21 protein-coding genes and 1 tRNA gene are annotated in these 21,187 nt (G+C 62.3%); 12 read left to right on the top strand and 10 right to left on the bottom strand.

The genetic code is table 11. The features are described from left to right. Nucleotides 1-56: 56 nt before the first annotated feature. Nucleotides 57-1,199 (top strand): alpha-hydroxy acid oxidase, encoded by a 1,143-nt coding sequence (locus NKH16_RS12005; RefSeq protein ID WP_352455992.1) that lies wholly within the window; start codon nucleotides 57-59, stop codon nucleotides 1,197-1,199. A gap of 989 nt (nucleotides 1,200-2,188) precedes the next feature. On the opposite strand, the gene NKH16_RS12000 is transcribed toward NKH16_RS12005, so the two are convergent. Continuing rightward, nucleotides 2,189-2,265: transfer RNA gene (locus NKH16_RS12000), tRNA-Arg, on the bottom strand. A 325-nt stretch (nucleotides 2,266-2,590) separates the two neighbouring features. Then, nucleotides 2,591-4,078: an ATP-binding protein gene (locus tag NKH16_RS11995; protein ID WP_023677495.1), complete on the bottom strand. Its 1,488-nt coding sequence runs from the start codon at nucleotides 4,076-4,078 to the stop codon at nucleotides 2,591-2,593. Nucleotides 4,079-4,412: 334 nt separating this feature from the next. On the opposite strand from NKH16_RS11995, the gene rpmH reads away from it, so the two are divergent. The 5 genes from rpmH (at nucleotide 4,413) to yihA (ending at nucleotide 8,188) form a co-directional block, all read left to right on the top strand. Next, nucleotides 4,413-4,547: a 50S ribosomal protein L34 gene (gene rpmH / locus NKH16_RS11990; protein WP_008833937.1), complete on the top strand. Its 135-nt coding sequence runs from the start codon at nucleotides 4,413-4,415 to the stop codon at nucleotides 4,545-4,547. A 23-nt stretch (nucleotides 4,548-4,570) separates the two neighbouring features. After that, entirely contained in the window at nucleotides 4,571-4,924 is a 354-nt protein-coding gene (gene rnpA, locus NKH16_RS11985) for a ribonuclease P protein component (RefSeq protein ID WP_352539960.1), read from the top strand. 13 nt (nucleotides 4,925-4,937) lie between these two features. Next, nucleotides 4,938-6,749, top strand: coding sequence for a membrane protein insertase YidC (gene yidC / locus NKH16_RS11980; protein ID WP_352899510.1), 1,812 nt, complete (start codon nucleotides 4,938-4,940; stop codon nucleotides 6,747-6,749). Between the two features lie 144 nt (nucleotides 6,750-6,893). Next, nucleotides 6,894-7,532, top strand: a complete 639-nt coding sequence (locus NKH16_RS11975; RefSeq protein ID WP_352452996.1) for a CatB-related O-acetyltransferase — start codon at nucleotides 6,894-6,896, stop codon at nucleotides 7,530-7,532. Beyond that, nucleotides 7,529-8,188, top strand: coding sequence for a ribosome biogenesis GTP-binding protein YihA/YsxC (gene yihA, locus NKH16_RS11970; RefSeq protein ID WP_031193748.1), 660 nt, complete (start codon nucleotides 7,529-7,531; stop codon nucleotides 8,186-8,188). Before NKH16_RS11975 ends, yihA begins: the two co-directional genes overlap by 4 nt. Nucleotides 8,189-8,209: 21 nt before the next feature. Here the strand turns inward: yihA and NKH16_RS11965 are convergent, their stop codons facing one another. Further along, nucleotides 8,210-8,959: a TetR/AcrR family transcriptional regulator gene (locus NKH16_RS11965; protein ID WP_352452995.1), complete on the bottom strand. Its 750-nt coding sequence runs from the start codon at nucleotides 8,957-8,959 to the stop codon at nucleotides 8,210-8,212. A 143-nt stretch (nucleotides 8,960-9,102) separates the two neighbouring features. Between NKH16_RS11965 and NKH16_RS11960 the strand changes: the two genes are divergently transcribed. Together NKH16_RS11960 and NKH16_RS11955 are read left to right on the top strand one after the other, a co-directional pair. Beyond that, nucleotides 9,103-10,281: an HlyD family secretion protein gene (locus NKH16_RS11960; protein WP_352452994.1), complete on the top strand. Its 1,179-nt coding sequence runs from the start codon at nucleotides 9,103-9,105 to the stop codon at nucleotides 10,279-10,281. Between the two features lie 67 nt (nucleotides 10,282-10,348). Next, entirely contained in the window at nucleotides 10,349-11,902 is a 1,554-nt protein-coding gene (locus NKH16_RS11955; protein WP_352682680.1) for a DHA2 family efflux MFS transporter permease subunit, read from the top strand. A gap of 126 nt (nucleotides 11,903-12,028) precedes the next feature. Here the strand turns inward: NKH16_RS11955 and msrB are convergent, their stop codons facing one another. The 4 genes from msrB to NKH16_RS11935 all read right to left on the bottom strand — a co-directional run bounded on the left by msrB (nucleotide 12,029) and on the right by NKH16_RS11935 (nucleotide 14,707). Continuing rightward, nucleotides 12,029-12,529 carry a peptide-methionine (R)-S-oxide reductase MsrB gene (msrB, locus tag NKH16_RS11950; RefSeq protein WP_352682583.1) on the bottom strand — a complete coding sequence of 167 codons (501 nt, stop codon included), beginning with the start codon at nucleotides 12,527-12,529 and terminating at the stop codon, nucleotides 12,029-12,031. A 174-nt stretch (nucleotides 12,530-12,703) separates the two neighbouring features. Next, complete coding sequence (locus tag NKH16_RS11945; protein ID WP_023677486.1) at nucleotides 12,704-13,261, bottom strand: fasciclin domain-containing protein; 558 nt, start codon at nucleotides 13,259-13,261, stop codon at nucleotides 12,704-12,706. Between the two features lie 205 nt (nucleotides 13,262-13,466). Then, nucleotides 13,467-14,171: an anti-sigma factor gene (locus tag NKH16_RS11940; RefSeq protein ID WP_352899535.1), complete on the bottom strand. Its 705-nt coding sequence runs from the start codon at nucleotides 14,169-14,171 to the stop codon at nucleotides 13,467-13,469. Next, nucleotides 14,168-14,707, bottom strand: a complete 540-nt coding sequence (locus NKH16_RS11935) for a sigma-70 family RNA polymerase sigma factor (RefSeq protein WP_023677484.1) — start codon at nucleotides 14,705-14,707, stop codon at nucleotides 14,168-14,170. The genes NKH16_RS11940 and NKH16_RS11935 overlap by 4 nt, the downstream gene beginning before the upstream one ends. 126 nt (nucleotides 14,708-14,833) lie before the next feature. Here NKH16_RS11935 and NKH16_RS11930 point away from each other — a divergent pair, with 126 nt between their 5' ends. Together NKH16_RS11930 and argB are read left to right on the top strand one after the other, a co-directional pair. Next, the gene (locus NKH16_RS11930; RefSeq protein WP_352899505.1) at nucleotides 14,834-16,330 is read left to right on the top strand and encodes an amidase; all 1,497 of its coding nucleotides are present in this window, start codon (nucleotides 14,834-14,836) and stop codon (nucleotides 16,328-16,330) included. A 96-nt stretch (nucleotides 16,331-16,426) separates the two neighbouring features. Further along, nucleotides 16,427-17,320 carry an acetylglutamate kinase gene (gene argB / locus NKH16_RS11925; protein WP_023677482.1) on the top strand — a complete coding sequence of 298 codons (894 nt, stop codon included), beginning with the start codon at nucleotides 16,427-16,429 and terminating at the stop codon, nucleotides 17,318-17,320. Between the two features lie 19 nt (nucleotides 17,321-17,339). Here the strand turns inward: argB and bchE are convergent, their stop codons facing one another. Then, a complete protein-coding gene (bchE, locus tag NKH16_RS11920) occupies nucleotides 17,340-18,878 on the bottom strand; it encodes a magnesium-protoporphyrin IX monomethyl ester anaerobic oxidative cyclase (protein ID WP_352899502.1) in 1,539 nt (512 codons plus the stop codon). Nucleotides 18,879-18,980: 102 nt separating this feature from the next. Further along, nucleotides 18,981-19,457 carry an Lrp/AsnC family transcriptional regulator gene (locus tag NKH16_RS11915; RefSeq protein ID WP_023677481.1) on the bottom strand — a complete coding sequence of 159 codons (477 nt, stop codon included), beginning with the start codon at nucleotides 19,455-19,457 and terminating at the stop codon, nucleotides 18,981-18,983. A gap of 140 nt (nucleotides 19,458-19,597) precedes the next feature. Between NKH16_RS11915 and phhA the strand changes: the two genes are divergently transcribed. After that, nucleotides 19,598-20,431 carry a phenylalanine 4-monooxygenase gene (gene phhA, locus NKH16_RS11910; RefSeq protein ID WP_352899499.1) on the top strand — a complete coding sequence of 278 codons (834 nt, stop codon included), beginning with the start codon at nucleotides 19,598-19,600 and terminating at the stop codon, nucleotides 20,429-20,431. Here the strand turns inward: phhA and NKH16_RS11905 are convergent. Continuing rightward, complete coding sequence (locus NKH16_RS11905; protein ID WP_352744287.1) at nucleotides 20,426-20,926, bottom strand: MarR family winged helix-turn-helix transcriptional regulator; 501 nt, start codon at nucleotides 20,924-20,926, stop codon at nucleotides 20,426-20,428. The genes phhA and NKH16_RS11905 overlap by 6 nt on opposite strands. A 93-nt stretch (nucleotides 20,927-21,019) precedes the next feature. Between NKH16_RS11905 and NKH16_RS11900 the strand changes: the two genes are divergently transcribed. Then, a complete protein-coding gene (locus NKH16_RS11900; protein WP_352744285.1) occupies nucleotides 21,020-21,187 on the top strand; it encodes a hypothetical protein in 168 nt (55 codons plus the stop codon).

Raw genomic sequence — 21,187 nt, 5'->3', positions numbered from 1 at the left:
GCGATCGACAATGGCACAGGCTTGACATCGGGCCCGGCATATACCCGATTGATTTCATGAGATTGCAAAGCTGCTACAATTTTCAGGACTTCCGCCGGCTGGCAAAACAGCGCCTGCCAGGTCCGATCTTCAATTATATCGATGGCGGCGCGGACGACGAGACGACGCTGCGGCGCAACACGGCGGCGTTCGAGGACTGCGATCTCGTCCCCAACGTCCTTGCCGGCGTCGGACAGGTCGACATGTCGGTCACCGTCATGGGCCAGAAGCTGGCGATGCCGGTCTATTGTTCGCCGACGGCTCTCCAGCGACTGTTTCACCATAGCGGCGAGCGCGCCGTCGCCGCGGCGGCGGAGAAGTTCGGCACGATGTTCGGCGTCTCGTCGCTCGGCACGGTCAGCCTGGAGGAAGTCCGCAAGCACAGGACGCCGCAGGTCTATCAGTTCTATTTCCACAGGGATCGCGGCCTGAACCGCGCCATGATGGAGCGCGCCAAGACGTCCGGCGTCGAGGTGATGATGCTGACCGTCGACAGCGTCACCGGCGGAAACCGTGAGCGCGACCTGCGGACCGGCTTTTCCATCCCCTTTCGGCTTACGCCCGGCGGCATGATGCAGTTTGCGATCAAGCCGAGATGGGCTATCGACTATTTGACGCACGAAAAGTTCAGCCTGCCGCAGTTGGACGGCCATATCGATCTCGGCGGCGGAGCGCTTTCCATCAGCCGCTATTTCACCGAGATCCTCGACCCGTCGCTGGATTGGAAGGACGTCGAGGACATGGTCCGCTTCTGGAACGGCCAGTTTTGCCTGAAGGGGATCATGAGCGTCGCCGATGCCAGAAAGGCGGTCGACATCGGCTGCACCGGTATCGTTCTGTCAAATCATGGCGGCAGACAGCTGGACGGCTCGCGCAGCCCCTTCGACCAACTGTCGGAGATTGCCGACGCGGTGGGCGACAAGATAGACGTGATCATCGACAGCGGCGTCCAGCGCGGCACGCATGTGCTGAAGGCCCTGTCGTTGGGCGCCAAGGCCGTCGGCGTCGGGCGCTACTATCTCTTCCCGCTGGCAGCCGCCGGACAGGCCGGCGTCGAACGGGCGCTCGGCCTGATGCGAACCGAGATCGAACGCGACATGCGGCTGATGGGATGCAGGTCGGTGGCAGAGCTTTCCAGGGGGAATGTGCGGTTTAGGTGATAGAGCCGGGAAGTGGCGCACGGCATAAGCTTTTCGAAGTGCGAAACTATACCGACCTGCCGCTGCTCCTGCCGTCCGTTTCGAAGACAGCCTCGCCGGAAACAGCATCCGTATATCCGCCCTCAAGCTGCTGCAACGTATGCCGGAACCGATCAAGATTGCCTAGCATTTTGGGCCTGGCATCGACCATGTGCTGAAAAGTGTCCCACTCTCCAATCGAGAAGAAGGCGCCATCTCCCGATTTGATGAGAGCCATTTTTCGCAATCCCTCGAAATTGCGCGGAGCGCGCTGAACAGTTCGACGAATTCGTCTTCACTACCCGGCTTGACCCGGAAGCGGACGCTGTTGAATGCCGTCATGTACGTTCCCCCGTGAAAGAACTGAAAACCTCGAATATGCGAGGCCCTAACGCACCTCGAACCCTTCGAACAGGTGTACAGGAAAATCGGAAGGTTGGCTTCAGTCACCTCTGGCCGAAAGCCCCGTTTCTGGCGCTATTTTGCCGGGAAGAGGACGACGCGCCCTTCCGACCGGCAATGAAACGCGCTGTTAACGCCGTTCGCGGGTGACAGGATGTTGGCCGCAGTTCGAAGGTATAATCTGCGTCTCGCTGTCAGTTGCGGAGGCGAAAATGAATTTGCTTCGGATTGCGCTCTTGTGCACGGCCATGATCGACCTTGGAATGCCGGCCGTTCGCGCTGAGGATCGGCCTGTGCCGCAGAACAATAAAGCCGCAACAACGCAGCCGCCCGTTCATTGTGAAGGCCAAAATTGTCTCCCGCCGGCGAAAGATCCCGTGCAGGAATGCACTGGCCAGGATTGCACGCCAGGCCCGCCGACTGAACCGGGCCCGGAGATTAAGCAGGCCGACTGAGGAGCATTAGCTGACGATCACTTTTTTGGCATGGATGGCGCTCAGCCCTCGCGACTTTCCGGCCACCGGTGGCAGATTCTGTTACCAATGTTCCCGGGGTAGGCATGAGTTTAATGGCGCGCCCGAAGAGATTCGAACTCCTGACCCCCAGATTCGTAGTCTGGTGCTCTATCCAGCTGAGCTACGGGCGCGCAACAGGCCATGCTTTGCATAGCCCCGCGATCCGATCCTGGCGACCGGCCGCGAATGTGAGCTGTTCCCTAGCGACTGAATTTGCGAAAAGCAAGCCGATCCTGGCCAAAAGTTTTGCCGTCATGTTTTGCCGTCATGCGCCGGCCGGCGAAGGCAAGATCGCGTCACTCGGCGACCGAGCCGATAGGTCATCGTCTTGGATCAGTCATTTGCCAATCGGAACGGCCCGTAACGAAACACGCCGTTGCACGGCGGCCGAGCCGATGACTCGTAGTCTCGGACCAACCATTTGCGAATTGAAACGGTCCGTAACGAAACGGTTCGTTACGCCGGGCGGCGCAGACCGTTGCGGGCCTGGTCGAGCCGGACCGGCTGGTCGGGAATGGTGACCGCGAATGTGGTGCGGCCGCCGATGCTTTCGACCAGCTCCACCGTGCCGCCATGGGCGCGGATCAATTCATGGGCGATCGCCAGGCCAAGGCCGGTGCCGCCGCTGCGGGCCGAGCCGCGAAATGCCGCGAACAGGTTTTCTCGCGCCTTTGGCGGCAGGCCGGGGCCGGTGTCGGTGACGACGATGCGGCTGACGCTGCCGATGCGCTCGGCCGATATGGTCAAGCGGCGCACCACGGCGCTCTCCGTGTCGGCCGCCATCGCCTGCACGGCGTTGCGGCTAAGATTGGTGAGCACGCGGAACAGCTGGTCGGAATCGGCGTCGACCTCAAGCACCGGATCGACGGCGTTGACGAATTCGATGCCGCATTCGATGTCGAGCAGGCCCTGGACGTCCTCGACCAGCTGGCGCAGCCGCAGCCTGCGGCGCGACGGCGGCGGCTCCTGGGTGCGGCCATAGGCCAGCACGCCCTCCGAGTAGGACACCGCACGGTCGAGCGCGCGCAGCAGTTTTGGTGCGAAGGCCTGCACGGTCGGGTCCTTGACCTGGCGCAGGCGGTCCGACATCAGTTGCGCCGAGGCGAGGATGTTGCGCATGTCGTGGTTGATCTTCGACACGGCCAGGCCGAGATCGGCCAGGTGCTTCTGCTCGGTCAGCATCTTCTGCAGCCGCTCCTGCATCTGCGACAGCTCGCGTTCGGCGACGCCGATCTCGTCGGCCCGGGCGGCGGGGTGAATGATGCGGCCGGGATCGTCGGGCGCCTCGGAAAAGGACAGCATCGAGCGTGTCATCGTCCTGATCGGGCCGATCATGATCAGGTCTATCGCGGCGTAGACCAGCATGGCGGTGAACAGCGAGATCAGCAGCGAGACGAAGGCGACGTTGCGCGAATAGATCAGCATGGCATTGCGCAGGCGGTGGTCGGGCATGATCAGCTCGAATTCCTTGTCGCTGTCGCCGACCGGCCCGAAAACGCGCAGCATCCGCTTGCCGCCGAAAAACAGCGTGTCCAGCGCGCCGGTCATACCCTTGATCATGCCGACATTGGCGATATCGATATGCTCGTCGACCTGCGGCGGCATTTCGGCCACGACCAGAAGCCGCGAGACGCCGCCGTCGCGCACGGCGATCGCCTTGGCGCCGATCGCCATCAGTACGTCGTTCTGGGCGGCACGCGACAGCGAGGCAGGTTCGCCCTGCACCAGGACGATGGAAACCGCGGCGGCGGTGCTCAGCCTCTCCTTCAGCCAACTCAGCCTGTAGCTGGCGATCCAGGGCACGAAGATGAGGATTTCGGCCAAGAGCACGAAGACGATGGTGAGCAGCAGCAACTTGGTCGACAGGCCGCGCGCCAGCGGCACCCTGCGGGTGGCCGCCTTCGCCTGGGCGATGCTTTCGTCGGTTGCTGGGACTTCACTCATGCTCGTCGTCACGGCTGCCTGTCATCACGGCTGCTTGTCTTAGGGACTGCTCGTCTTCACGATCGCTTGATCGGGTGAGATTAGGCGATTGCGGCTTTTTTGCCAAATTCATCCTTGGTCGAAGCCGGACAAAGGGCCGCAAGACTTCGATGCCGGTCCGACAATGCCGGCCCGACACGCTGGATTGACTTCCAAAACCCTTCTTTCTATAAGCCCGCTCACGCTCGGGCCATTCGTCCCGGCGCGGTTTCGATCGCGCCAAAACCGGCCCGGCAAAGCTCCTGTTACAAAGTGACAGAATCAAGAAGGGCCGCACCCCGCGGTATTTAAACAAATGAAGCGTACTTACCAGCCGTCCAAACTCGTCCGCAAACGCAGGCACGGTTTCCGCGCCCGCATGGCCACCAAAGGTGGCCGCGGCGTCGTCGCAGCCCGCCGCAACCGCGGCCGCAAGCGTCTCAGCGCCTGAGCACCAAGCGAGAGACAAGATCGTTGCCCGCAACCGGCAAGCCAACGGGTGCCCATCCCAAGCGGCTTCTGAAGCGCGCGGAATTCCTGGCTGTCCGCCGCGGCGAAAAGCGCCGCGGGCGGCTTTTCCTCGTCGAGGTCCTGGGCCGCGGCGACAGCGAGGCGCCGCGCGTCGGCTACACCGTCACCAGGAAGGTCGGCAACGCCGTCGTTCGCAACCGCATCCGGCGGCGGCTCAGAGAGGCCGTGCGCACGCATGCCGCGGATGACATGGCGCCAGGCAATGATTATGTCATTGTCGGGCGCGAAGACGTGCTTACCACTCCGTTCGGCCAGTTGAAGGCCGAACTCTCCCGCAGATTGCGTGGAACACGATAGGCCAAGGGCTTCGATGGAAAACAACCGCAACTTCTTCATCACCATCGCACTGTCGGTGCTGATCCTGGCGCTTTGGCAATATTTGTATGTGATGCCGCGCAGCGAGATGCAGCGCGAAGCCGCCCGCATCGAAGAGCAGCGCGTGGCGGAGCAGAAGAAGGCCGCCCAAGGCACCAGCCCGGGCGCCAGCGAAACACCGGTGCAGCCGGGCGCCATTCCGAACGCGCCTGGCGGCAACGCGGTGACGCCGGCCGGCCGGGAGCAGGCGATTGCCTCGACCAGCCGCGTCAAGATCGACACGCCGAGCCTCGAAGGCTCGATCAACCTCACCGGCGCGCGTCTCGATGATCTCAAGCTCAAGCACTACACGGAGACGGTCGACAAAAACTCACCCAAGATCGCGCTGCTCAATCCTGAGTCGCTGCCGAACGGATATTTCGCCGAGATCGGCTTTGTTGGCGAAGACAAGGCGGGAACGCTGCCGGGACCCAAGACCGTTTGGAACGTCGACGGCAATCCGACGCTAACGCCGGCTACACCAGTGACGCTCACCTTCACCAACGACAAGGGCCTGACTTTCAAACGCACATTCTCGGTCGACAACGACTACATGTTCACCGTTTCCGACACCGTGCAGAATTCCGGTAGCAGCCCTGTCTCGCTGTTCAATTACGGCCGCATCACCCGCTTCGACAAGCCGGCGGTCGCCAGCATCTATGTGTTGCACGAAGGCCTGATCGGCGTCACCGGCAGCGAAGGCCTGCAGGAACACAAATACGCCGATCTCGAGAAAAACAAGCAGTACACACCGAGCAAGTCCAAGGACGGTTGGCTGGGCATCACCGACAAATACTGGGCGGCGACGCTGGTGCCGACAGAGGCGCAGGAGTTTCAGCCAAACTTCGCTTATTACGAGGACGGCCGTCATCGCTATCAAGCCGACTTCCGCACGGACGCGATTGCGCTGCAGCCCGGCGAATCCAAGACCATTGAATCGGAGATCTTTGCCGGCGCAAAGGAAGTCAACAAGATCAATGCTTACGAGAAAGATCGCAAGATAAGGCTTTTCGAAAAGCTGATCGATTGGGGCTGGTTCTGGTTCATAACTCAGCCGATGTTCTCGCTGATCGACACGCTTTACAAATTCTTCGGCAATTTCGGTCTGGCGATCCTCGCCACCACCGTCATTGTCAAGGCGCTGTTCTTCCCGCTCGCCAACAAGTCCTATGCGTCGATGGCGAACATGAAGAAGGTGCAGCCCAAGATGCTCGAGATCCGCGAGAAATACGCGGACGACAAGATGAAGCAGCAGCAGGCGATGATGGAGCTCTACAAGACCGAGAAGATCAATCCGCTCGCCGGCTGCTGGCCGGTGGCATTGCAGATCCCGGTGTTCTTTTCGCTCTACAAGGTGCTCTACATCACCATCGAGATGCGGCACGCGCCGTTCTTCGGCTGGATCCAGGATCTGGCGGCGCCGGACCCGACGTCGATTTTCAACCTGTTCGGGCTGATCCCCGTTACCTTGCCGCACATGCTGATGATCGGCGTCTGGCCGCTGATCATGGGCGTGACGATGTTCCTGCAGATGCGCATGAACCCGACGCCGCCGGACCCGACGCAGGCGGCGATCTTCACCTGGATGCCCGTGATCTTCACCTTCATGATGGCGGGTTTTCCGGCCGGCCTCGTCATCTACTGGGCCTGGAACAACACGCTGTCGATCCTGCAGCAGGGCGTGATCATGAAGCGGCAGGGCGCCAAGATCGAATTGTGGGACAATCTGGTCGCGCTGTTCCGCAAGAAACCGTCGCCGGCGGAATAGCCGGCGCTCCGATAGTGCGAAACCAGAAAGCCCCGGTTCGTCCGGGGCTTTTTGCACAGGCTGCCGGTCTGGATTAAGCGATTGGTACTGCCGGACGGATCGCGCTATTTTGACCTGGCTGGCAGTTGCTCGACGGAGCTCGATATGACCGGACCCAATCCATCGATCAAGCATCCGATCCCGTTGCACACACGCGTCGGCTTTCTGAAACCGCTGGTGACGGCGCCGAATATCGAGATCGGCGACTTCACCTATTATGACGACCCTGACGGACCCGACAAATTCGCCGAAAAATGCGTGCTGCATCATTATCCGTTCATCGGCGACAGGCTAGTCATCGGCAAGTTCTGCGCCATTGCCGAGGGTGCGCGCTTTATCATGAACGGCGCCAATCACGCCATGTCCGGCTTTTCGACCTATCCGTTCAACATCTTTGGTCACGGCTGGGAGGAAGGTTTCGACCCGGCGACATGGTCGAAGGAGGTGCGTGGCGACACAATCGTCGGCAACGACGTCTGGATCGGCATGGAAGCGGTGATGCTGCCGGGCGTGAAAATCGGCGACGGCGCTATCGTCGCGGCAAAGTCGGTGGTGACGCACGATGTGCCAGCCTATGCAATTGTCGCCGGTAATCCGGCCAAAGTGGTGAAGATGCGCTTCGATGACAGGACCATCCGGCGGCTGCTGGCGCTAGCGTGGTGGCACTGGCCGGTGGAAAAGATCAGCCGCAATCTCGATGCCATTCGTGGCAGCAACATTTTTCTTCTGGAGGCAGCGGTTTGAACGCGTTGAACAAGACCACGATCGGTATCGAATTGTTCACGCGAGCCTGGATCTTCATCCGCGGCGTGCCGGCGATGAAATTCCTGCCGCCGGAGGGACCGCCCGAGATCGCCTTTGCCGGCCGCTCCAATGTCGGCAAATCGTCGCTGATCAACGCGCTGGTCAACCAAAAGGGGCTGGCGCGCACCTCCAACACGCCGGGCCGCACGCAAGAGCTCAACTATTTCGTGCCTGGCGGATTTTCGGGAGAAGGCGCCGATCTGCCGCCGATGGCGCTGGTCGACATGCCAGGCTATGGCTACGCCACGGCACCGAAGGAAAAGGTCGACGAGTGGACGAAGCTCGTGTTCGACTATCTCAAGGGCCGGGTGACGCTGAAGCGCGTCTACGTGCTGATCGATGCCCGCCATGGCATCAAGGCCAAGGACGACGAGGTGCTGTCGCTGCTCGACAAGGCGGCGGTGTCGTATCAGATCGTGCTGACCAAGACCGACAAGATCAAAGCGGCGGGGGTACCGCGGCTGATCGAGGAAACGCTCCAGAAGATCAAGAAACGCCCGGCGGCATTTCCCTTCGTGCTCGCCACGTCGTCGGAAAAGAGCGAGGGCCTCGAGGAATTGCGTGCGGCGATCGTGCTCGCCGCCAATGGCGGATAGGCCACCGACCCTGGCAGCCTGTCAGGCGGGGCTGGAGGCCCGTTCCTGCTCTGCCAGCTGTTCGGTGCCGTAGGCCTTCAGGAACACGTCGACGCCCGACCTGACGATGTGTTCGATCTCGGCCGCACTTGGCGCCTTGGTGCGATAGGCGAATATGCACTGGCGGAAAAGACCGGCCAGACACAGCTCGGTGAACTGATAGGCGGCAAGTTCGACGTCGTCGATCTTCAGCAGGCCGCGTTCGATAGCCATGTTGAGGAAAACGACGACCCTGTCATGGCCACGCTTCGGGCCGCGTTCGTAGAACCGGGCACCAAGCTCCGGAATGCGTTCCGACGCGCCGATCACCGTCCGCTGCGCCAGGATGACCCTCGCCGAAGTGATCTTCATGGACAGCACGACGCCGAACTTCACCAGCGTCTGGCGAAGGTCGCCAATCTGGTCGAGCACTTCATACATGTTCTTGAAAATCGTGCCGCGCTCTTCCTCGATCAGCGCTTCGAACAGCTCTTCCTTATTGGCGAAGTAGACATAGATGGTGCCCTTGGACACGCCGGCCTCGCGCGTAATGTCGTTCATCGACGCGGCTTCGAAGCCCTTGTCGATGAAGACACGGCGCGCACCCTCGATGATCTGGCTGCGCTTGACCGGGTCTTGCCCCGCGGCCGGGCGGCCGCGCGGCAGACTGTCCAGCAGATCGCACTGGTCCTTGCCGGCGCTGGGCAATGGGCCTGAATCAGGCAAAGGAGCGGCCTTGGGGGCTTCGGCCATAATGTCACACCTCGTAAAATAATTCGAACCATCCGGTTCGATTGCTCTTGATATGGGCCTCTTTAAGCGCTAAGTCAACGTCGAGATCGAACCGAACGGTTCAGTCTGACGAAATTCAGCGCCAGTTAATTTAGAGAGATATCATGTCCTCGAACGCGCCCACCAGTGCCGAAGTCCGCCCGTTCCCCAGTGCCAAGGTCCAGCCTGCGATCGAAGCGCCGGAAGCCCCTCTCAAGCCCGCCGACGTCACCCCGCTGGCTCCCGCCAAGAAGAAGCGCTCGATGCGCTCGATGTTGCTGCCCATCATCGGCCTGGCCCTGCTGGGCGCCGGCGCCTGGTATGGCTATGATTACTGGACCGACGGGCGCTTCATGATCACGACCGACGACGCCTATGTCCAGGCCGACACGGCGTTCATCTCGCCAAAAATCTCGGGTTATGTCGATCAGGTCAAAGTGACCGAGAACCAGCAGGTGAAGGCCGGCGACCCGCTGCTGATCGTCGATGACGGCGACTACAAGATAGCCGTTGCCCAGGCCGAGGCGCAGATCGCCACGTTGAGCAAGACGCTCGACCGCATCGATGCCCAGACCGAGGCGGCGCGCGCCTCGCTCAAGCAGGCGCAGGCGCAGAAGACCGCCGACCAGGCCGCGGCCGATAATGCGAAGCGAGCTCAGGTTCGTGCCGCCCAGTTGCTCAAGACCCGCGTCGGTACTCAGGCCCAGTTGGACGATGCCCAGACGGCGGTCGAGCAAGCCAATGCCGCACTAGCCGGCGCCGACGCGCAGATCGCGGCGGCTCAGGCGAATATCGGCGTGCTCCAGGCGCAGCGGGCGGAATCGGCAAGCACGCTGGCCTCGCTGCAGCTTGCCCACGACAAGGCGGTGCGGGATCTGTCCTTCACCGTGCTGCGCGCACCCTATGACGGCGTGGTCGGCAACCGCTCGGTCGAGCAGGGCGACCTGATCAGCCCCGGACAGAAGCTCGCCGTCATCGTGCCAATGGACAAGCTCTACATCGTCGCCAACTTCAAGGAGACCCAGCTTGCCCGGCTGGTGCCTGGTGAAAAGGTCAGAGTGTCGGTCGACGCGATCGACGGTCAGGACATCGAGGGTACCGTGTCGTCGCTGGCCCCGGCTTCGGGAGCAGTGTTCTCGCTGCTGCCGCCGGAGAACGCCACAGGCAATTTCACCAAGGTGGTGCAGCGTGTTCCGGTTCGCATCGACGTGCCCGCGGATGTGCTGAAGACGGGCAAGCTGCGCGCCGGCCTGAGCGTCGTCGTCGCCGTCGACAGCCGCACGGCGCCTGCGGCATCGAAGTAAAGCGGAACCGGGAGCAAAGGTCATGGCGACCGCAACCCTAACTGCAGGATCGGCGCCGACGCCAGCCATGCCGGCGCCGGTTGACCACATCTCGACACGCCGCGTCATCGCCTTCCTGGCAATGGTGTTCGGCATGTTCATGGCCATCCTGGACATCCAGATCGTCTCGGCCTCGCTGGCCGAGATCCAGGCGGGGCTGAGCGCCAGTTCGGACGAGATTCCGTGGGTGCAGACGGCGTATCTGATTGCCGAGGTGGTGATGATCCCGCTGTCGGGCTTCCTCAGCCGGATGCTGTCGACGCGGGTGCTGTTCACAATCTCGGCGGCAGGTTTCACCGCGGCCAGCGCGCTGGCGGCGACCGCAACCAATATCGACCAGATGATCGTCTACCGCGCCGTGCAGGGCTTCATCGGCGGCGGCATGATCCCGAGCGTCTTTGCAGCCGCCTTCACCATCTTCCCGCCGTCGCGTCGCGCCATCGTCTCGCCGATGATCGGCCTGGTAGCGACGCTGGCGCCAACCATCGGCCCGACCGTCGGCGGCTATATCAGCCATGCCATGTCCTGGCACTGGCTGTTCCTGGTCAACGTCGTGCCCGGCATTCTGGTGACGACGGCCGCCTGGTCGCTGATCGACTTCGACAAACCCAATCTCAAGCTGTTCAGCAAGTTCGACTGGTGGGGGCTTGCCGGCATGGCCGCCTTCCTGGGCTGCATGGAATATGTGCTGGAGGAAGGTCCCAACAACGACTGGCTGCAGGATCAGGCGGTGTTCATCTGCGCCGTCATCATGACCTTCGGCGCGGTGCTGTTCTTCTGGCGCGTGTTCACCGCCGAGGAGCCGATTGTCGATCTGAGGGCTTTCAGCAATATCAATTTTGCCTTCGGCTCGCTGTTCTCCTTCGTCGTCGGCATCGGCCTCTACGGTCTGACCTATCTTTATCCGGTGTTCCTGGGGCGGATCCGCGGCTACGATTCGATGATGATCGGCGAGGCGCTGTTCGTCAGCGGCCTAGCCATGTTCTTCACTGCGCCGATCTCCGGCATCCTGTCGAACAAGATGGACCCGCGCATCATGATGATGATCGGCTTCTTCGGCTTCGCCACGGGGACCTGGTGGATGACGCATCTCACCGCCGACTGGGATTTCTATGAACTGCTGATTCCGCAGATCCTGCGCGGCTGCTCGATGATGCTTTGCATGGTGCCGATCAACAACATTGCGCTCGGAACCTTGCCGCCGGAGCGGCTGAAGAATGCGTCTGGCCTGTTCAACCTGACCCGCAATCTCGGCGGCGCCGTCGGCCTGGCAGTCATCAACACCGTGCTGATCGACCGCAATGCCTTCCACTACGCCAGGCTCTCCGAGCACGTGCAATGGGGAAGTGCCGCTGCACAGCAGAAGCTGCAGAACATGACGCTCAACTTCGAGCAGACCGCCGGGCTCGACGCCTCCAAGGCGGCCATCTCCAAACTATCAGGCATGGTCCAGCAGCAGGCGTCGCTGCTGTCGTTCATGGACGTATTCTTCATGCTGACGGTTTTGTTCGCGACGCTTGGGCTCTTCACCCTGGTGATCCGCAAGCCAGCCGCTCAGGGCGGCGGTGGCGTAGGCCATTGAGGCGCGCTGGATCCCCCGCCTGGCGCCCTCGCGCATGACCCCGAAAAGCGATTTTCGGGGTCATGCGCAAAATCAACCATTACGAAGTCCTCTCGCGCTCCGACAAAGTCAGGGTCGCAGCCGTCCTCACGCCGTCGCCGGCTTGAAGGTCAAGGCAACGCCATTGATGCAGTGTCGCAACCCGGTCGGCGGCGGACCGTCGTCGAATACGTGGCCGAGATGGCCGCCGCAGCGGCGACAATGGACCTCCGTGCGGGTCATGCCCAAAGACCTGTCCACGGTCTTGCCGACGGACTTCGGGATTTCCTGCCAGAAGCTCGGCCAGCCTGTGCCGGAATCGAACTTGGTCTCTGACGAATAGACCGGCAGGCCGCAGCCGGCGCAAGCGAAGATGCCTTTGCGGTGCTCGTTGAGCAGCGGACTGGTGCCCGGGTATTCCGTGCCCTCCTTGCGCAGCACATTGAAGGCCGCGTCGGACAGGATGGCGCGCCACTCGGCTTCGGTCTTGGTAACCTCGAAAGTCTCAGCCGCGCGTGCATCCTGGGCTCCGCCCATGCGCAGCGCGGTGGCGCCTGCGACAACGCCAATGGCTGCCGCACCACTCAAAAGAAGCTCGCGACGGTTCATGGCCATTCCTCCTGTCATTGCTTGTGCCAAATTCGACCGCCACACGGAAATCAAAAGCCGGTGACGATCGCTGTCCTCAAAGCGGGACTCCGCGCCTATCCACATCTTGCGTGAACGGCGCGGAGTGTGCGCAGGGAGGCCCTTAGCGATATCTTCGCCGGCAGCGTGCGTTTGTTACATCTTCGGCAGGAGAACCTTGTCGACGACGTGGATGACGCCGTTGGACTGCTCGACATCGGCGATCGTCACATTGGCGACGTTGCCGTTCTCGTCGGTCACGGTGACCTTGCCGCCGTCGGCCTTGAGCGACAGTTCGCAACCACCGACCGTCTTGACCTTGTGGGTGCCGCCGTCGTTCTTGACCATCTTGGCGACGTCGGCGGCCATCGCTTTGGCGCCGATGACATGGCAAGTCAGGATCTTGACGAGCTTGTCCTTGTTTTCAGGCCTGAGCAGCGTCTCCACCGTGCCGGCTGGAAGTGCCGCAAAGGCCTCGTTGGTCGGCGCGAACACAGTGAAGGGGCCAGCGCTTTGCAGCGTATCGACCAGGCCGCCTGCCTTGACGGCAGCGACCAGCGTCGTGTGGTCCTTCGAGTTGACAGCATTTTCGACGATGTTTTTCTGGGCATACATGGCGGCGCCGCCGACCATCGGATTTTGAGCATAGGCAATGGTGGCGAGCGCGGAAATGGCGACCGTGCCGGCAAGCAAAAGGGTGGCGAATTTACGCATGATTTTCAATCTCCTCGGGTTATCGTTCCCTCATTTGGGAACGCAAGGAGATACGCGATAGAAATGCTGGAGTTTCGCCCTCTCCGCAAAAAAATATTTGTCCCTGCAATTTGCCCGGCGCGGATCGACAGCCGCCAACAAGCTTTTGCAGGCGTTTCAATCGCGGGAGATAGATTTCAGGTCTGCTTCCGGAGATGAGAAGCGGTCAGATGCTCTTCAGATCGCCCGCTGCGACCACCGGTCCAGTCGGCTGGCCGGTCGGTGAACCGCCAGCAGGCTCAACGCTGACCGCAAGCACGGCGCCTTGCGCCAATTTCTCCTGGACGGCGGGCGGGATGGCCAAATGCGCGGTCGCATCGGCCGGGATGACGCCCATCGACACCGGCGCCTTCTTGCCTTCGATCATCCACAGCTCGAAGTCCTTGCCGGCGGCCCGCTCGCCGGAAACGTGGGAAAGACCGACCTCGTGACGGGCGGCATCGTAGACGACGAGATATTTGACGTCGCTGCCTTCGGCCGCCAGCGAGGCGACAAGCCGCGCCTGCAACGGTTCGGTGGACGGGCGGAAGTAAGGCACGGCGATGTAGATCGCCAGCGCCGCAATGGCGGCGGCGGCAAGACCGCGCCAGAAGCCAAGGCTCGACCACAGGCCGGCGCGCGGCTCTGCAGCGAACAGCCGGCGGTCCAATGCTTCCTTGACCCTGATCGGAGGCTCTGTCTCCGGATAGGCGGCGGCCATCGGCGAAAGATGCGCCTCCCAGGCATCGACAAGGCGCGCGAAGGCGGCGTCCGCATCGATGCGGCGCGACGCGATCTCGCGTTCATCGGCGGCCAGAACGCCAAGAACGTATTCGGCGGCGAACAGGTCGTCGCCCCCACGTTCCGGTCCATTGTCGTCAGCCAGCGTCATCTTTCCAGGCATTCTCTCAGTTTCAACAGGCTGCGCCGCAGCCAGGTCCGCATCGTGTTCAGCGGTACGCCATAGCGCTCCGCCAGTTCGGCATAGCTTTTGCCATCCAGATAGGCGCCCCGGACGGCCGCCGCCCGGTCCTTCTCCAATTCCTTGAGACAATGGTAGATGCGTTCGGACTCACCGCCCGCCACGGCCATGGCCTCCGGCCCCGGCGCCGGATCGGCCACGTCGAGCGCGGCATCGATATAGGCGGCAGGCTCTCGCCGCGCCCTGATCCGATCGATCGCATGATTGCGCGCAATGGCCACCAGCCAGGAGATCGGGCTCAGATCCGAAACGGCGAAACGGTCCGCCTTCGTCCATATCTTGACGAAGACCTCTTGAAGCGCCTCTTCTGCATCTCCCCGATCCTTCAATACACGAAGGCAGACGCCGAAAAGTTTCGCGCTGGTCTGCCGGTAGAGCAGATCGAACGCAGCCCGGTCCTTCATCGAAGTCCGGACAATCAGGTTGCTGATGTCCTGCGGCGTCATCCGCCGCCAAATTAGGCGATTGCAATGTATTTGCAACGACTGAAATGGTCTTGCGCACCGGCAGCGCCAGCGTCGATTGCCAATGAAATCGCAGCCCGCTAGCTTGCAATGAGCGGGAGGGCGACCATGTCGATCGAGCGGGTTCTGTGGGAGCATGACGCAACCGGCCAGGCCGCACTCGTGCACAAGGGAGAGATCACACCGCAAGATCTCGTCGATGCGGCGATCGCCCGGGCCGAGGCCACCCTGCCGGAGATCAACGCAATCGCCGAACCGCTTTTTGAGGCGGCGCGGGCGCGAGCGAAAACCGTTGACCGCAAGCTGCCGCTTGCCGGAGTGCCCTTTGCGCTGAAGGATCTTGGCATCGCTATGAAGGGCGTGCCGACGCATGGCGGCAGCCGCATCCCGGCCTTCACCCCCGATTTCAGCTCGGTGATGACGGAACGCTATCTGGCCGCCGGCCTGATCCCGATCGCCACCAGCACCGCACCCGAACACGGGCTGAGGCTGGTGACGGAGTCGGTGGCTTACGGCGTCACCCGCAATCCATGGAATACCGCGCACACGACCGGCGGTTCCTCGGGCGGTGCGGCGGCGCTGGTCGCGGCCGGCGTCGTGCCGGTGGCACATGCCTCGGATGGCGGCGGCTCGATCAGGGTGCCTGCCGCTTGTACCGGGCTGGTCGGGCTGAAAACCTCGCGCGGCCGCGTACCCTTGACGCCGCTCGTCACCGAAAGCTGGTATGGCTTCGTCGTCGACCATGCGTTGGCCCGCTCGGTGCGCGATACGGCCCTGCTGCTCGACCTGACCCACGGGCCCGACCCGCTGTCGCCCTACGCGGCACCGTTGCCGAACGGCAGTTTCGCTGCGGCCGCCGGGCGCGATCCGGGCAAGCTCAAGCTCGCCTTCTATCGAAAATCGCCGCTCGGCTTGCCGATATCGGAAGAGACGTTGAAAGCTCTGGATGCGGCGATCGGGCTGGGGCGCGAAGGCGGACACAGCGTCGAGGAGATCGACCTGCCCTATATCGATCGCGATTTCATCGCCGATTTCGCCAGAACCGTCGCTGCGGCGGTGGCCGGCACGATGCGTGGCGAGGCCTTGCGCGTCGGCCGCTCCATCTCAGGCGACATCGAACGCGCCACGCGCGTGATGAGCCGGTTCGGTGAAATTCTCTCGGCCGGCGAAATCTATGCCGGCCTGCAGCGGCTGCACGCAACCTCGCGCCGGCTTATCACCGAAACCGCGCACTATGATGCGGTGCTGATGCCTGTCATCGCGCACCCGCCGCTCGCCTGCGGCACCATGGACCCGAAAGGCGCCGACGAATTCATCGAGAATGTCCTGGACAGACTGCGCCTCGCCGGTCTGCTGAAGTTCAAGCCGCTATTCGGCCAGCTGATGGACAAGAGCCTGTGGTTCACCCACTGGCCGGCGATCCAGAACGTCAGCGGGCAACCGTCGATCACGCTTCCGGTTTACGTCACCGATGCCGGCCTGCCGCTCGGCGTCCAGGCCGCCGGCCGCCCCGGCGACGAGGAAACGCTTTTGTCGTTCGCCGCGCAGATGGAAAGGATCTCGGGCTGGCTGGGCCGACGGGCGCCGCTGCTGCGGCCGGCATAGGCGGTGATTTGATCGATCGTGACAGCAAAGCCGTTTGCCCCCTCGTCCAATTCCCGCTAAGACGCCGCCGTTCATGCCAAGCTGGGAACCACGCCGATGACGGATGTCGCCGCCACCGCCGAAATGCAGGCCGCGCTGCTTTCAAGGGCGCTGCCCTATATGCAGCGCTACGAGAACAAGACGGTCGTGGTGAAATATGGCGGCCACGCGATGGGCGACATCGCGCTCGGCAAGGCTTTCGCCCGCGACATCGCACTTTTGAAACAATCCGGCGTCAACCCGATTGTCGTGCATGGCGGCGGGCCGCAGATCGGCGCCATGCTCAGCAAGATGGGCATCGAATCCAAATTCGAGGGCGGCTTGCGCGTCACCGACCAGAAGACCGTCGAGATTGTCGAGATGGTGCTGGCCGGGTCGATCAACAAGGAGATCGTCGCGCTGATCAATGCCGAGGGCGAGTGGGCGATCGGGCTGTGCGGCAAGGACGGCAACATGGTGTTTGCCGAAAAGGCGCGCAAGACCATGATCGATCCGGATTCCAACATCGAGCGGGTGCTCGACCTGGGCTTCGTTGGTGAGCCTGTCGAGGTCGACCGCACATTGCTCGACCTCCTGGCACGATCCGAAATGATCCCGGTGCTGGCGCCGGTGGCGCCCGGCCGCGACGGCCATACCTACAACATCAACGCCGACACTTTTGCCGGCGCCATCGCCGGCGCCTGCCAGGCGACGCGCCTGCTGTTCCTTACCGACGTGCCCGGCGTGCTCGATAAAGACAAGAAGCTGATCGACGAGTTGACCGTGGCCGAGGCCAAGGCCCTGATCAAGGACGGCACTGTCTCGGGCGGCATGATCCCCAAAGTCGAGACCTGCATCGAGGCAATCGAGCGCGGCGTCGCAGGCGTCGTCATCCTCAACGGCAAGACGCCGCATGCGGTGCTGCTCGAGCTGTTCACCGAACACGGCGCCGGCACGCTGATCGTGCCGTGAGGCCGGGTGTCTGAGGGGCTCAAGCGTTTGGCGAAATAGCGGTCACGGACTGACGCGACAGGCGTTCGACAACCATCGATTCTTCTTCCTCGTCTTGCGGCGCGCCCCAGAATTCGGCGAGCGTCGGGCCATTTTTCAGGCGGCGGTCGCGGACCAGAAAGCCCCCGACTTCGCGGAACCAGACGCGGCGGCCCATTTTGGTGTACCAGCGCATCGAATGCCGTTGCTCCGGATCCTTGTGGAACAGGATGCGCGCCAGCGCCTTGGGCCGCGACTGCACGGCCAGTTCGATCAGCTTGACGGCGAAGAACAACATCCACGGCTTGAGGCGCGTCATCCGCAGCACCTGGTGCTTGTAGTCCCACAGGCGGGCGTCCAGTTGGATCACCTTGCGGTCCCTGGCAATCCTGAAGAACGGCGTCCAGCGGTGGGGCGTTACATAGAGCGCCTGGATCTGGTCGGGGTCATAAGCGATCAGCTGGCGGAAGCCGCGCCAGAGGTCGCGCAAACTTTCGTCCTCGAAACCGGCCACCCAGGTCGCCATCGACAAGATGCCGTTGAGGCGCAGCAGCCGTATCGCCTCGCGGTCGGACGAGGTGCTGCCGCCCTTGCGGATCAATGCAAGCGTCTGCTCGTCGGTATTTTCCATGCCAAGCAGCCAGCGGATGACGCCGGCCTGGCGATAGAGATGCAGGCTGTCGGCGTCGCGGACGATGTCGTCGGCGCGGGTGGAGCCGACGATCAGCACCGGCACATTCTCGGCGATCATCGCATCGAGAAAGGCGCGCCAGGCTTTTTTGGACGACGTCGGGTTCTCGTCGGCAAGGTTGATCAGCTCGACGCCATGCTCGCGGTATAGCCAGGCAATCTCCCGCGCGAACTTCCCGGGGTCGCGGTGCCGCCAGCGCGTCCAGAAGCCGCGCTGGCCGCAATAGTTGCACAGATGCGGACAGCCTCGCGAGAACTGCATGACTACTGCGCGCTTGCCGCCCCAATAGCTGTAGCGACTGAAGTCGATCAGTTCCCAGCCGATGCGGTAATCGTCGAAATTGGCGATCGTCCTTGCCGGCCGGGTGGCAAAAGGACGGCGCACATCGTCAGCAAAAGCGATCCCCGCCACAGCCGAGAGCGGCTTGCGTTTCTCCAGCGCTTCGGCCAGCGCGACGATGGTCGCCTCGCCCTCGCCACGAACGATGACGTCGAAGGCATCCGTTTCGGCCAGTATGTCGCGCCAGTGATAGGTCGGAAACACGCCGCCATAAATCAGGATTGTCGCCGGATCGATGTGCTTGACCATGCCGGCGATCAGCAGGGCTGTCGGATGCGCAGAGGTCGAGCCGGAATGGCCGATCAGAATGCAGTCGGGATGATCGCTCAAGGCGTCCCGGACCAGCGTGGCAAGCGGCATCGGCCCGAATTCGGCATCGACGAGCCGCACCTCGTGTCCCGCGTCGATCAGCGGACCGCCCAGTGCCAGCAAACCGAGCGGCGGCAGATGGTCGTCCGGCACACGGCTGCCGATGGCGGTATGCGGCGGGTTGATCAGGACGATTTTCATGGCGGGCCTTATGCAATGGCGGTCCGCATGTCGTAGTCGGCGATCTAGTTCCGGAGATTGGCTCGCTTCAGCAGTTTGTGTGCAGCTTTTCCGCAGAAATGCCTATCGTCTGAGATGTGCAAGCGGGACATGGCCGGGCCCCTTGATGTTCTGCAGCACAAGCTGTGTGTGTACGTCGCGCACGCCTTCGAGCCGCATCAGCCGGTGCATGACGAAGGCATTGAGCTCGTCGACCGACGGCACCATGACATGCAGCAGGAAATCGTAGTCTCCAGTCATCGTCCAGCACGACGACACCTCGTCCATGCGCTGCACGGCGGCGATAAAGGTTTCGGGTGAGCCGTCGCTGTGGGTTACGAGGCGCACCTGGATGAACACTTCGACCATCAGCCCGACGGCGCGGCGGCTGAGCACCGCAGCAAAGCCCTTTATGATGCCCGCCTGCTGAAGGGCCTCGAAGCGCCGCGCGCAAGGTGTCGTCGACAGCCCAATCTCCTGCGCCAATTCGGAGACCGGCTTGCGCCCGTCGCGCTGCAGGATGTCGAGCATCTTGATCTCGAATTCATCAAACTGAGGCATTTTCACTCTCCCAAAGCTCGATCGTGGAGTCTTTTACCTCCAACCCCGCATTTGAGCCACCATCAAAGCTGATTTGCCTCGCGCCATCCCGCTAGAATTTCCGGCAATCCGCTGATCATGATTTCCAGGGAGAGCAAGCCATGACAATGAACGTTGCCGACTATGCCCGCGAATGCGCGGCGCGAGGCCTTCGCGGCGATTATTCGGTCTGCCGTGCCGATTTCACCGTGGCGCAAGGCTACAATTATAGCGACCAAGAACAGGCGGTGTGGCGCACGCTGTGCGACCGCCAGACGAAGCTGACCAGGAAGCTCGCCCACCACTCCTACCTCGACGGCGTCGCGGCACTCGGTCTTCTCGACAAGATCCCGGATTTCGGTGCGGTCAGCGAGAAGCTGCGCAAGTTCACCGGCTGGGAGATCGTCGCCGTGCCGGGGCTCATCCCCGCCCAGCCGTTCTTCGACCACCTCGCCAACCGCCGCTTCCCGGTCACCAACTGGCTGCGAACCCAAAAGGAGCTCGACTACATCGTCGAGCCCGACATGTTCCACGATTTCTTCGGTCACGTGCCGATCCTGACGCAGCCGGTCTTTGCCGACTTCATGCAGATGTATGGCAAAAAGGCCGACAGCGTGATTGCGCTCGGCGGCGACGAGATGATCACCAGGCTTTACTGGTACACCGTCGAATACGGGCTGATACGCGAGCCGGGCCAGCCGCTGAAGGCTTTCGGTGCCGGGCTGATGTCATCCTTCACCGAGCTTCAGTTCGCGGTCGAAGGCGGCGAGGCGCACCATGTCCCCTTCGACCTGGAAACCGTAATGCGCACCGGCTACGAGATCGACAAGTTCCAGCGTGCCTATTTCGTGCTGCCGTCGTTCGACGCCCTGCGTGATGCTTTCGAGACCGCCGATCTTGCGGCGATCGTGGCGCGCCGCAAAGGCGAGCCAGCGCTCGACCCGGCGAGCCTATAGGCTGTCGGTTATTTCCAACGCCTCGGCCTTCAGCCGGGCCAGCTGGTCGCGCTGAAGGTCGAGCGACGCCGTAACGAAGCGCAGGATCGTGGCGAGTTCAGTGTCGCTGAATGTGGCGATCACCTTTTCCCCCTCCTGCGCGATCGCGCCATAATAGCGCGTCGATAGTTCTCGCGTGAGTTCCGTCGCCTCTATGACCACCTTGCGCCTGTCCTCGAGGCTGCGCGTTCGTGTCAGCAGGCCGCGTGCCTCCAGCCGGTCGATCAGCGCGGTGACCGCGGCCGGCGTCAACCCTGTTGCGGCCGCGACCTCGCCAGCCGATCGCGGGCCGCCATAGAGCAGCGCCAGGCAATGGCGTTCCGCCATACTCAGCCCAAGCCTATCGCCCACTGCCTCGTCATAAGCCTGCGTCGCGTCCTGCCAGCCCATAATGGCAAGGCTGATGGCGGTCTTCATGTCGGCCCGATTCATGCTTAACGAATTTATTTCGATCATCTAACTATCAAACTGCCTAACATTATGGCTATTATAGTAATATGCTGCATCAGGCGCAAGGCAAGGCCTGTCGCAGCCTGCAAGGAGTGAAACATGAATCAGACCCCGACGCGCGGCCCACTCACACCGGCCGAGGAGTTCAAATATGCCAAGCTGGCGATGGACTGGTATGGCTGGGGCTCTCCCATTGGCCTTGGCATCGCTCTGGTGGCGCTGGCGGCGGCCGCCCTGCTGTTCCGCATCGCCATCTTTGGATTTTGA

It is taken from the genome of Mesorhizobium sp. M1307, from assembly GCF_040318155.1.
Lineage (GTDB): Bacteria > Pseudomonadota > Alphaproteobacteria > Rhizobiales > Rhizobiaceae > Mesorhizobium.
The sequence above is the reverse complement of the archived record's forward strand: the minus strand, read 5'-3'. Positions and strand labels throughout refer to the sequence as shown.

Bases quoted from the DNA above. Each gene is read 5' to 3' on its own strand.
- NKH16_RS12005 (WP_352455992.1), top strand. From the start codon at position 57: ATGAGATTGCAAAGCTGCTACAATTTTCAGGACTTCCGCCGGCTGGCA.
- NKH16_RS11995 (WP_023677495.1), bottom strand. From the start codon at position 4,078: ATGAGTGAAGTCCCAGCAACCGACGAAAGCATCGCCCAGGCGAAGGCG.
- rpmH (WP_008833937.1), top strand. From the start codon at position 4,413: ATGAAGCGTACTTACCAGCCGTCCAAACTCGTCCGCAAACGCAGGCAC.
- yidC (WP_352899510.1), top strand. From the start codon at position 4,938: ATGGAAAACAACCGCAACTTCTTCATCACCATCGCACTGTCGGTGCTG.
- NKH16_RS11975 (WP_352452996.1), top strand. From the start codon at position 6,894: ATGACCGGACCCAATCCATCGATCAAGCATCCGATCCCGTTGCACACA.
- NKH16_RS11965 (WP_352452995.1), bottom strand. From the start codon at position 8,959: ATGGCCGAAGCCCCCAAGGCCGCTCCTTTGCCTGATTCAGGCCCATTG.
- NKH16_RS11960 (WP_352452994.1), top strand. From the start codon at position 9,103: ATGTCCTCGAACGCGCCCACCAGTGCCGAAGTCCGCCCGTTCCCCAGT.
- NKH16_RS11955 (WP_352682680.1), top strand. From the start codon at position 10,349: ATGCCGGCGCCGGTTGACCACATCTCGACACGCCGCGTCATCGCCTTC.
- msrB (WP_352682583.1), bottom strand. From the start codon at position 12,529: ATGAACCGTCGCGAGCTTCTTTTGAGTGGTGCGGCAGCCATTGGCGTT.
- NKH16_RS11945 (WP_023677486.1), bottom strand. From the start codon at position 13,261: ATGCGTAAATTCGCCACCCTTTTGCTTGCCGGCACGGTCGCCATTTCC.
- NKH16_RS11940 (WP_352899535.1), bottom strand. From the start codon at position 14,171: ATGACGCTGGCTGACGACAATGGACCGGAACGTGGGGGCGACGACCTG.
- NKH16_RS11935 (WP_023677484.1), bottom strand. From the start codon at position 14,707: ATGACGCCGCAGGACATCAGCAACCTGATTGTCCGGACTTCGATGAAG.
- NKH16_RS11930 (WP_352899505.1), top strand. From the start codon at position 14,834: ATGTCGATCGAGCGGGTTCTGTGGGAGCATGACGCAACCGGCCAGGCC.
- argB (WP_023677482.1), top strand. From the start codon at position 16,427: ATGACGGATGTCGCCGCCACCGCCGAAATGCAGGCCGCGCTGCTTTCA.
- bchE (WP_352899502.1), bottom strand. From the start codon at position 18,878: ATGAAAATCGTCCTGATCAACCCGCCGCATACCGCCATCGGCAGCCGT.
- NKH16_RS11915 (WP_023677481.1), bottom strand. From the start codon at position 19,457: ATGCCTCAGTTTGATGAATTCGAGATCAAGATGCTCGACATCCTGCAG.
- phhA (WP_352899499.1), top strand. From the start codon at position 19,598: ATGACAATGAACGTTGCCGACTATGCCCGCGAATGCGCGGCGCGAGGC.
- NKH16_RS11905 (WP_352744287.1), bottom strand. From the start codon at position 20,926: ATGATCGAAATAAATTCGTTAAGCATGAATCGGGCCGACATGAAGACC.
- NKH16_RS11900 (WP_352744285.1), top strand. From the start codon at position 21,020: ATGAATCAGACCCCGACGCGCGGCCCACTCACACCGGCCGAGGAGTTC.